We start from the raw sequence: 9,907 nt of genomic DNA, 5'->3' as shown, positions 1-9,907 counted from the left end.
AATATCGCGAGGCGATGGGTTATGGCTCGTCGGTGCAGCGGCGGCGGCAAAAGGCGCTCGCGGGTTAGATTTCAATTCGCGCCGAGAGCGCAGGGTTCGCACATGATGAAGAAGGTGGCCGAACCGCCAATCTCTCCTTCTCCGCGGCTCCGCGTGAACCAAATTCTCCGGGGACTCCGCGCTCTCTGCGCGAATATCTTCTGCTCCGCGTCTCGGCGTGAGCCTTTTACCGGCGAGCGCGCCGGGAGCGGTTGACTTTTCACCCGCTTCCCCATAGGTGCGCCGCTTCGCGTACAACGCCAAAGCTTTTACGGAACAGAACGATGAAGATTCGCAACAGCCTGAAGTCGCTGAAGGACCGCCACCGGGATAACCGCGTTATCCGTCGCCGTGGCCGTACCTATGTGATCAACAAGACCAACCGCCGCTTCAAGGCGCGCCAGGGCTGATGGCCCTGCCGGGGCGTTTCCCGCCCCGCGCGCATAGCCAAGTCAGCGTGACGCCGTCGGATGCTTCCGGCGGCGCTTTCGCGTGTCCGGAGTTCCCATGATTCGCCAGAGTGTGATCTTCGACGTCGGCCGCGTCCTCTTCGACTGGGACCTGCGTTACCTGTTCGGCAAGCTGATCGCGGACAAGGACGAACTCGAATGGTTCGTGACCAATGTCGTCACCCCCGAATGGCATTTCCAGCACGATGCCGGCCGCCCGCTCGCCGAGATGGTGCCCGAACTCAAAGCCGGGTTCCCCGACCATGCACCGCTGATCGACGCTTATGCCTCGCGCTTCAACGAGACGATCCCCGGCCCGATGCCCGGCAGCCTCGAACTCGTCGAGCGGCTCGACGACGCGGGCGTGCCGCTCTTCGCGATCACCAACTTCGGGCATGAATTCTGGGAGGCTTTCCGGCCGACCCAGCCGGTCTTCGACCGCTTCCGCGATATCATCGTCTCGGGCACCGAGAAATTGATGAAGCCCGACCCCGCGATCTACCGGCTCGCGATCGAGCGATTCGGGATCGACCCCGCGGGCGCGCTGTTCATCGACGATGTCGCGAAAAATATCGCGGGCGCCGAATCGGTCGGCATCGCCGGACACCGGTTTGTCGACGCCGCCATGCTCGAACGCGAGCTGACCGCACGGGACTATTTGGCCCGCTAGCGGCGGGCTGCGGAAGTTTCCGGCTAGGAGAGGCAATCGCCCAGCCGGTCCCAGGCTTCGCGCGCATGGGTCAGTTCCCGGTCGCTTCCGGGCGTATAATATCGGCGATCGAACCAGTAAGCCCGCTCATGTTCGGGCTTGCCCGATCGTGTTCCCGGATCCCGTGCCATCCGGTCGCGAATTTCGGCCATGCTGATCACATAACAGACGGGCTCCGCCGATCCGGCGAAGCCGACGAAAACCCACCAGGGCGTGACGAGCTTGTCCGGAAAAAGGCCGAGGTTGACGTCCTGCGGCTTTCCCGAATGCGCCTTGACCTGAATGGGACAGACCAGCCGTTCCGAGGTCGAGGCGGCATACAGGTCGGCACCGCGCGCGTTGCGCACCGTGAGCATGACGTTCCAGCCGTGCCGCGACAGCTCGCGGGCAACATGATAGACACCGATGTTACCGGTGCGCTGCCTGTCGTTGGCCACCTGCCGACCCTATTTCTCCACCCCAAGCTGCGTCAGCACGAAGGCGAACTCCTCGGCATCCTCGCGCAGCGCGCCCCAGCGGCCCGACTTGCCGGCGTGGCCCGCGCCCATGTTGGTGCGCAGCAGCAGGGTCGCATCGTTGGTGCGCGTCGCGCGCAGCTTCGCCACCCATTTCGCGGGCTCCCAATAGGTCACGCGCGGGTCGTTGAGCCCCGCCGACACCAGCATCGGCGGATAGGCCTTCGCGGTCACATTGTCGTAGGGGCTGTAGCTCAGCATATAATCGAACGCCGCCTTGTCGGTGATCGGATTGCCCCATTCGGGCCATTCGCCGGGGGTCAGCGGCAGCGTCTCGTCGACCATCGTGTTGATCACGTCGACGAAGGGCACGCCCGCAAGCACCGCGCCCCACAGCTCGGGCGCCTGATTGTAGACCGCGCCCATCACCTGTCCGCCCGCCGAGCGGCCTTCGATCGAGATCCTGCCCGCGCTCGTATATTTCGCCGCGATCAGCCCCTTGGCGACGTCGATGAAGTCGTTGAACGTGTTCTTGCGCTCGGTCGTCTTGCCCGCGAGATACCAGGCGCGGCCGAGGTCGTCGCCGCCGCGGACATGCGCGATGGCATAGATCATGCCGCGATCGACAAGGCTGAGGCGCGTCGTCGAGAAACCCGGCGGGACACGGTAGCCGTAGGAGCCATAGACATAGAGGTGCATCGGCGCGCTGCCGTCGCGCGGCGTGCCCTTTTTATAGACGAGCGACACCGGAACCGGCGTGCCGTCGCGCGACGGCATGTGAACCAGTTCGGTTACATAGTCGTCATGATTGTAACCAGACGGAATTTCCTGCACCTTCAGCGTTTCGAGCTTGCGGTCCGCGAGGTCGTAATCGAACACGGTGTCGGGGGTGACCATCGATTCATAGTCGAGCCGCAGCTTGTCCTGATGATATTCGGGATTGTCGCCGAGCCCCGCCACATAGGTCGCCTCGGGGAATTTGACCCGACCCGGGGTCAGCGGCGCGTCATATTTGCGGACATCGACCTGATCGACGCCCTTCTCGCGCGATTCGAGGACGAAATAGTCGCGGAAGACCGAAAGGCCGGTGATGTAATTCTCGTCCGATCCGGGGATCAGCGTCTTCCATTCGCCGGGCGTTTTCACGCTCGCGGTCGCGACGCGGAAATTGGGATGCTCGTCGTTGGTGTGGATATAGAGCGTGCCCTCGCGTTCGTCGACGCTGTACTCGCGGCCCTTCTTGCGCGCCGAGACGAGCTGCATCTCCGCCTCGGGGTTGCCGGCGGGGAGCAGATAGACCTCGCTCGTCTCGTTATCGCCCGTCGCGATCACGATATAATTGTCCGCCGCGGTCTTGCCGATCCCGACGCCGAAGCCGATGTCGGGCTCCTTGTAGAGCAATTTGTCCTCGCTCACCGGGGTACCGAGCTTGTGCAGCCGGACATTGTCGGTGCGCCAGTTCTCGTTCGCGAGCCCGTAGAGGATCGCATCGTTACCCGAGGTCCAGACGAGCGACGACAGCGTGCCGGGGATCGTGTCCGGCAGCAGTTCGCCCGTTTCCAGATTGCGGATGCGCGCCTCGAACCGTTCGGAGCCATTGTCGTCGAACGAATAGGCCATCAGCTTGCCGTCCGGGCTCACCGACACCTCGGCGAGGCGGAAATAATCCTTGCCCGCCGCCATCGCGACCTCGTCGAGGATCAGGGCCGGCTCACCGGTGCCCGACGCCGGCTTCCGGTACCATTTCTTGTATTCGGCGCCCTCCTCGAACTCGACCCAATAGACCCAGTCGCCATCCTTCTGCGGCACGCTCGAATCGGCTTCCTTGATCCGCCCCTTCATCTCCTGGAACAGCGTCTCGACGAGCGCGGCATGCGGCTTCATCGCGGCGTCGAAATACGCATTCTCCGCCTTCACATAGTCGAGCACATCCTTGTCATCGATCACCGGATAGCTCTCGTCCTTCAGCCAGTGGTACGGATCGGACAGCGTCCTGCCGTGCAGCGTCATTTCGTGCGGGCGCTTTTCCGCGACGGGGGCGGCGGGCAGGGCGGGGGTCGGGCTGGTCAATGCGGCGTCTTTCTCTTTGGCGAACAGGGCGGGCGATGCGACAAGCGGGGTGGCAATTGCCGTCAGAAACATCCAAATAGCGCGCATCACAAAATCCCCCGCGGTACCGCCGGACGGACGGTATCGTTTCCGATGTAGGAACAAGGAAGCAACCATGTCCAGCCCCCTCCATGCAGAGCGTCTCGCGCGTGTCCGCGCCGAACTCGCCGCCCGCGGCCTCGACGGCTTCGTCGTGCCGATCAGCGACGAGCATATGAGCGAATATGTCGGCGACTATGCGCAGCGCATGGCATGGCTGACCGGCTTCGGCGGCTCGGCCGGAACCGCGGCGGTGCTGCCCGAAAAGGCCGCGGTTTTCGTCGACGGCCGTTATACGGTGCAGGTGCGCGATCAGGTCGACGGGTCGCTGTTCGACTATGTCGGCGTCCCGCAGTCGAGCGTCGCCGAATGGCTCGGCGCCAACGTCAGCGCGGGACAGAAGGTCGGCTACGACCCCTGGCTCCACGGCATCGACTGGGGGCGCGGCCTGGAAAAGGCGCTCGCCGCGAAGGGCGCGACCCTCGTCGCGGTCGAAGCCAACCCGCTCGACGCCGCATGGGACGACCGGCCCGCGCCGAGCGACGCGGTCGTGACCGTCCATGATGCCGCGCTTGCGGGGCAGAGCGCGGTCGAAAAGCGCGAGATCATCGCCGACTGGCTGAAGGCGAAGGGGCTCGACACGACGGTGATGACCGCGCTCGATTCGATCGCCTGGACCTTCAACATCCGCGGCACCGACGTCAGCCACACGCCCGTCGGCCTCGCCTTCGCGCTGCTCCACGCCGATGCGACCGCCGACCTGTTCATCGCGCCCGAAAAGATCACCGACGCGGTGCGCGCGCATCTCGGCAACAGCGTGCGGATCCACGACCGGACCGCGTTCGAGGCGGCACTCGCCGGCCTCGCGGGCAAGAAGGTCGCGGTCGATCCCGATCGCGCGGTCGCGGCGATCTTCACCGTGCTCGAAAGCGCCGGGGCCGCGGTCGCGCGTTATCGCGATCCCGCGGTGCTGCCCAAGGCGATCAAGAACGAAACCGAGCTTTCGGGCACCCGCGCCGCGCATGTGCGCGACGGGGTCGCGGTCGCGCGCTTCCTCAAATGGATGGAAGAGGTCGCGCCGCAGGGCGGTCTCGACGAGCTCGGCGCCGCGGCGAAGCTCCGTGCCTTCCGCGACGAAAATGGCGCGCTCAGGGATCTCTCCTTCGACACCATCTCGGCCGCTGGCCCCAATGGCGCCTTGCCGCACTACAAGGTCGACGAGACGACCAACCGTGCGATCGAGACCGGCACCCTCTATCTCGTCGATTCGGGCGGGCAATATGACGACGGCACGACCGACATCACGCGCACGATCGCGATCGGGACGCCGACCGCCGAGATGCGCCGCCGCTTCACGCAGGTGCTCAAAGGCCATATCGCGCTCGCGGTCGCGCGCTTCCCGAAGGGCACGCGCGGCAGCCAGCTCGACATTCTCGCGCGCCAGTATCTGTGGGCCGACGGGGTCGATTATGCGCATGGCACCGGCCACGGCGTGGGCACCTATCTCGCGGTCCACGAAGGGCCGCAGCGCATCGCCAAGCCGTCGGGCGGGCAGGCGGGAACCGAGGAACCGCTGCATGCGGGCATGATCCTCTCGAACGAGCCCGGCTATTACAAGGCGGGCCATTTCGGCATCCGCATCGAGAATCTCGTCGTCGTCACGCCGCAGCGCATCGCGGGCGCCGAGGAGGACATGCTGGGGTTCGAGACGATCACCTTTGCGCCGATCGCGCGGAATCTCGTCGATGCGTCGCTGTTGTCGGGCGCCGAGGCCGACTGGCTCGACGCCTATCATGCCGAGGTATTGGCGAAGCTCGGGGCCGCAATGGAGGGAGAGGAGCGCGCATGGCTCGAAGCCGCGTGCGCGCCGCTCGACCGCACCCCCGCCGCGCTCGCGGCCTGAGGCGCAGATGACCGACGCTCGCAGCGCCGTGCCGCTCGCCGATTTCCGCGTGCAGGAGCGCGTCCGCGTCCGCTTCAACGAGATCGACGGGCAGAATATCGTCTTCAACGCCAATTATCTGGTCTACGCCGACATTGGCGTGACCGAATATTTCCGCGCACTGGGCGAGGGGCAGCCCGGACCCTATTTTCACCAATATGGTACAGACATTCGCGAAACGCATTGCGAAATCGACTATCATGCCCCGGCGCGGCTCGACGAACTGATCACGATCGCATCGCGAATCAGCCGCTTCGGCCGGACCAGCTTCACGCTTCATTGCGGCATTTTCCGCGAAAATGAGCGGCTTACGGATATCGAGATCAGCTATGCGCATCTCGATACCGACAGCGGCAAGCCGACGCCGCTGCCGGGAAGCTTCATAGCGGAAGTGCGGCGATTCGAGGCGCGAACGCCGGCCCAGGACTGATTCGGATGTTCCGAATCGACCCTCTCAACCAAAAAAGTCGAAAAAAAAGGGCCACCCGAGGGTGGCCCGTGAAAGTTTTGGGAGAGGATGCCTAAAAGGCAAGTGTGATATTGCACTGCACAATGAATGTTGCAACTGCGAAAAGAGCATCTTTAATTGCATTTTTTGCAATCGAGAACGCTCACATCCGTCATCCGGTGCAATCGCGGGCAGTTGCGCGCCCTCTCGCAAATCGCGGCGACATCGCCTAAATTGGCGCGATGAGGATGTTTCAAAAACCCGACATCGGCGGCGGCGTGTCCGATTTCTGGGCCTATATCCGCGAACCGCGCCCGCATCGCTGGGCGGTGTGGGGCGTCGCGATCGCGCTGACCTGGCTCGTTTTCCACGGGGTCGAGCAATATCTGATCCCGTACGAGAAGCCGAAGGCGCAGATCATCTATTTCGAAAACTGGTCGGCGAACCGCAGCGCCGACGAGATTCGCGCCGACTGGGTCGCGCGCGCCAGGGAGACGACGCTGCAGAATGCGAGGAAGCGCGCCGAATATCAGCGGTTCGCCGACAGCCTCGGCATCGAATATGATTCGAGCGAAGCCGACAAGGTGACGCGCGAGACGCTCGGCGAGGAAGCGGCGGCGGCGGCGAAGAAGAAGCCCGAGCCGGTACGGCAGCGCTCGACGCTCGCCGAACGTGCGGCGCGCGGGCCGCAATCCAAGAGCGCCGACTGAGCGCATGCGTCGCCCGCCGACCGATGCCGACCGGATAGCGGCCGCCATCGCGCTGTCGCGGCGCGGCCGGCCGGCATCGGCGCCCAATCCCAATGTCGGCTGCCTGATCGTCAGGGATGGCAAAGTCGTCGGGCGCGGCTGGACGCAGGCCGGCGGCCGCCCGCACGCCGAGGCGATGGCGCTGATCGCGGCGGGCGCCGCCGCGCGGGGGGCGACAGCCTATGCCAGCCTCGAACCCTGCGCGCATGCGAGCGCGCGCGGGCCGGCGTGCAGCGATCTGCTGATTGCCGCGGGCATCGCGCGCGTCGTGATCGCGGCGCAGGACCCCGACCCGCGCACCGACGGCCGGGGCATCGCCCGCCTGCAGGCTGCGGGGATCGAGGTCGTGTTCAACGTCCTGCCGGCCGAAGCCCGCGCCGCGATGGCGCCCTGGTGGACGCGGCGGGCCGAGGGACGGCCGTTCGTCACGCTCAAGCTCGCGACCTCGCTCGACGGCTGCATCGCGCGCGCCGACGGGGCGAGCCGCTGGATCACCGGGGAGCGCGCGCGCGCGCACGGTCATCTCGAACGTGCGCAGCATCAGGCGATCCTCGTCGGGCGCGGCACGCTCGACGCCGACGCGCCGAAACTCGACGTGCGGCTGCCGGGGCTCGAAAGTCGCAGCCCGAAGAAGCTGTTGCTCACCCGCGGGACCGCACCCGGGGGCTGGACCGCGGTCGCCTCGCCCGAAGCCGTCGACGACGTCGATTCGCTGCTCGTCGAGGGCGGCGCGCGCGCGGCGTCGGCCTTTCTCGCCGCCGACCGCGTCGACCGGCTCCTGCTCTATCGCGCGCCGATCCTGATCGGCGGCGGCAAGCCCGCGCTCGGCGACATCGGCCTCGCCGGTCTCGCCGACGCGCACGGCCGCTGGCACCTCGCCGACAGCCGCCTGCTTGGCAGCGACCGGCTCGACGTCTACGAGCGCATCAGGACAATTTGAGGACCCCGCATGTTCACCGGCATCATCACCGACATCGGCATCATCCGCAGCCGCGAGGAGCGCGGCGACACGCGGCTCGTCATCGGCACCGCCTATGACGTCGGCAGCATCGACCTCGGCGCCTCGATCGCCTGTTCGGGCGCGTGTCTGACCGTCGTCGACAAGGGGGTGGACGCGGCCAGCAACGGCCCGGGCGGCTGGTTCGCGATCGACGCGAGCGCCGAGACGCTCGCGCGCACCGCGCCCGGCATGTGGGATGCGGGACGCCGCCTCAACCTCGAACGCGCGCTCAGGATCGGCGACGAGCTCGGCGGACATATCGTCACCGGCCATGTCGACGATATAGGCCGCATCGTGTCGGTTGAACCGGTCGGCGACAGCGTGACGGTGACCGTCGCCGCGCCGGCGTCGCTCGCGCCGCATATCGCGCCGAAGGGCTCGATCACCGTCGACGGCGTCTCGCTGACGGTGAACGAGGTCGCCGACCAGCCGGACGGCGAGGCGCATTTCACGCTCAACATCATCCCGCATACGCAGGAAATGACGACGCTGGACGAGGCGGCCGCGGGGCGCCCGGTCAATCTCGAGATCGATATACTCGCGCGTTACCTCGCGCGGATGCAGGCGCGGGGATAAGCGCGCCTCGCGGACGGGAGAATCCTGATGCCGAAGGCGATTCGCGGTTCGTGCCTGTGCGGCGAAATCCGTTTCGAAATCGACGGGGACATCGGACCCGCGGGCCAGTGCCATTGTTCCAGATGCCGCAAGGTGTCGGGTACGGACGGCAACGCGGTCTTCCATGCGCCGGCGGCGGGCTTTCGCTGGCTGGCCGGAGAGGAGATGATCCAGCGTTTCACCGTCCCTGACGCCGGCGGCTGGTCGTCGCACTTCTGCCGGCAATGCGGCAGCCCGATGCCGCTGGGCGACAATCGCGGAAAATTTCTTTTTGTGCCGGCGGGCCTGCTCGACGACGACCCGGGGTTCCGCGGCTATGCGGCCCATATCTTCGTCGGTTCCAAGGCGCCGTGGGTGTGCATCGCCGATTCGGCACCGCAATATGAAGCGGGGTTCGATTCGCCGCGGCTCGACCCCGCCTAGCTTTCGCTCCAGCCCGCCGCGAGTTCGGGGTCGGCGGCGATCATCGAACGCCGCATCGCGATCCGCCCGATCCGCAGCAATTCGGCCTTGCGCCGCGCGGGCGCGAGGTTGCAGCTCGCGGCTTCGCGCACCACCGCCGCGCCATAGCGGTCGGCGACGATCAGCCCCGACGTCTCGCGGCGATAGCCTTCGGTTTCGAGAATCGCGGGGTCGAGCCCCGATGCGAGCGCCCAGTAGAATCGGTCGCACCAGTCGCAATAGTCGGGCCATTTGCCGTCGCCGTGCAGGTCGGCACGGCTCACCTTGATCTCGACGATCGTGATCTGGCCCCTGGCGTCGATCGCGGTGAGGTCGGTGCGCCGCCCGTTGGGGAGCGTGACCTCGGGGATCGCGACCAGTCCCTGCTGCGCGAACAGCCGGCACACGCCGCGCGCGACGTCCGCGGCGGTCAGCAGGTCACTCGCCATCGGTCAGAACCTCAGAAGGGGACGTCGTCGTCCAGATCGTCGTCGAACGGCGGGCGTCCGCCACCCGAGCTGCCGCCGCCGCCGCCCTGGTTCCAGCCGCCGCCCGAGCTTCCGCCCGAACCGCCGCCCTGATCCCAGCCGCCGCCCGACGATCCGCCGCCCTGCGACCAGCCGTCGCCGCCGCGCGAACCGCCGCCGCCGCCCGGCGCGCCGTCGAGCATGGTCAGCGTCCCGCCCATGCCGGCGATCACGATCTCGGTCGTATAGCGGTCGTTACCGTCGCGGTCCTGCCATTTGCGGGTCCGCAGCGAGCCTTCGATATAAACCTTCGAGCCCTTCTTGAGGTAACGCTCGACGACGCCGATCAGCCCTTCGCCGTTGATCACGACCTGATGCCACTCGGTGCGCTCCTTGCGCTCGCCGGTCATCCGGTCCTTCCACTGCTCGGAGGTCGCGATGCGGA

12 protein-coding genes are annotated in these 9,907 nt (G+C 66.4%); 8 read left to right on the top strand and 4 right to left on the bottom strand.

Annotated features, from left to right (window positions below; translation table 11 throughout):
* Positions 1-323: 323 nt before the first annotated feature.
* Together ykgO and JHC57_RS18310 are read left to right on the top strand one after the other, a co-directional pair.
* On the top strand, positions 324-449 hold the full coding sequence (ykgO, locus tag JHC57_RS18315) for a type B 50S ribosomal protein L36 (RefSeq protein WP_003046794.1): 126 nt from the start codon (positions 324-326) through the stop codon (positions 447-449).
* A gap of 97 nt (positions 450-546) precedes the next feature.
* Positions 547-1,158, top strand: a complete 612-nt coding sequence (locus JHC57_RS18310) for an HAD family phosphatase (protein ID WP_294031843.1) — start codon at positions 547-549, stop codon at positions 1,156-1,158.
* 23 nt (positions 1,159-1,181) lie between these two features.
* On the opposite strand, the gene JHC57_RS18305 is transcribed toward JHC57_RS18310, so the two are convergent.
* Positions 1,182-1,634, bottom strand: a complete 453-nt coding sequence (locus tag JHC57_RS18305; protein WP_294031841.1) for a hypothetical protein — start codon at positions 1,632-1,634, stop codon at positions 1,182-1,184.
* A 9-nt stretch (positions 1,635-1,643) separates the two neighbouring features.
* Positions 1,644-3,809: a S9 family peptidase gene (locus JHC57_RS18300; protein WP_294031840.1), complete on the bottom strand. Its 2,166-nt coding sequence runs from the start codon at positions 3,807-3,809 to the stop codon at positions 1,644-1,646.
* Positions 3,810-3,876: 67 nt separating this feature from the next.
* Between JHC57_RS18300 and JHC57_RS18295 the strand changes: the two genes are divergently transcribed.
* The 6 genes from JHC57_RS18295 to JHC57_RS18270 all read left to right on the top strand — a co-directional run bounded on the left by JHC57_RS18295 (position 3,877) and on the right by JHC57_RS18270 (position 8,977).
* Positions 3,877-5,703 carry an aminopeptidase P family protein gene (locus JHC57_RS18295; protein WP_294031838.1) on the top strand — a complete coding sequence of 609 codons (1,827 nt, stop codon included), beginning with the start codon at positions 3,877-3,879 and terminating at the stop codon, positions 5,701-5,703.
* Between the two features lie 7 nt (positions 5,704-5,710).
* Entirely contained in the window at positions 5,711-6,172 is a 462-nt protein-coding gene (locus tag JHC57_RS18290) for a thioesterase family protein (RefSeq protein ID WP_294031837.1), read from the top strand.
* 266 nt (positions 6,173-6,438) lie between these two features.
* Positions 6,439-6,900, top strand: coding sequence for a hypothetical protein (locus JHC57_RS18285; protein ID WP_294031835.1), 462 nt, complete (start codon positions 6,439-6,441; stop codon positions 6,898-6,900).
* Positions 6,901-6,904: 4 nt separating this feature from the next.
* A complete protein-coding gene (gene ribD / locus JHC57_RS18280; RefSeq protein ID WP_294031834.1) occupies positions 6,905-7,879 on the top strand; it encodes a bifunctional diaminohydroxyphosphoribosylaminopyrimidine deaminase/5-amino-6-(5-phosphoribosylamino)uracil reductase RibD in 975 nt (324 codons plus the stop codon).
* Between the two features lie 9 nt (positions 7,880-7,888).
* Complete coding sequence (locus JHC57_RS18275; protein WP_294031833.1) at positions 7,889-8,515, top strand: riboflavin synthase; 627 nt, start codon at positions 7,889-7,891, stop codon at positions 8,513-8,515.
* Between the two features lie 27 nt (positions 8,516-8,542).
* Positions 8,543-8,977, top strand: coding sequence for a GFA family protein (locus tag JHC57_RS18270; protein ID WP_294031831.1), 435 nt, complete (start codon positions 8,543-8,545; stop codon positions 8,975-8,977).
* On the opposite strand, the gene JHC57_RS18265 is transcribed toward JHC57_RS18270, so the two are convergent.
* Both JHC57_RS18265 and ssb read right to left on the bottom strand, forming a co-directional pair.
* Positions 8,974-9,444: an MmcB family DNA repair protein gene (locus JHC57_RS18265; RefSeq protein ID WP_294031829.1), complete on the bottom strand. Its 471-nt coding sequence runs from the start codon at positions 9,442-9,444 to the stop codon at positions 8,974-8,976. The genes JHC57_RS18270 and JHC57_RS18265 overlap by 4 nt on opposite strands.
* Positions 9,445-9,455: 11 nt before the next feature.
* The coding region (gene ssb / locus JHC57_RS18260) for a single-stranded DNA-binding protein (protein ID WP_294031827.1) at positions 9,456-9,907 on the bottom strand (452 nt) is incomplete at its 5' end.

It is taken from the genome of Sphingopyxis sp. (genome assembly GCF_016463645.1).
In the GTDB taxonomy this organism is placed as follows: domain Bacteria; phylum Pseudomonadota; class Alphaproteobacteria; order Sphingomonadales; family Sphingomonadaceae; genus Sphingopyxis.
This window is presented reverse-complemented; position numbering and strand designations above follow the sequence as displayed.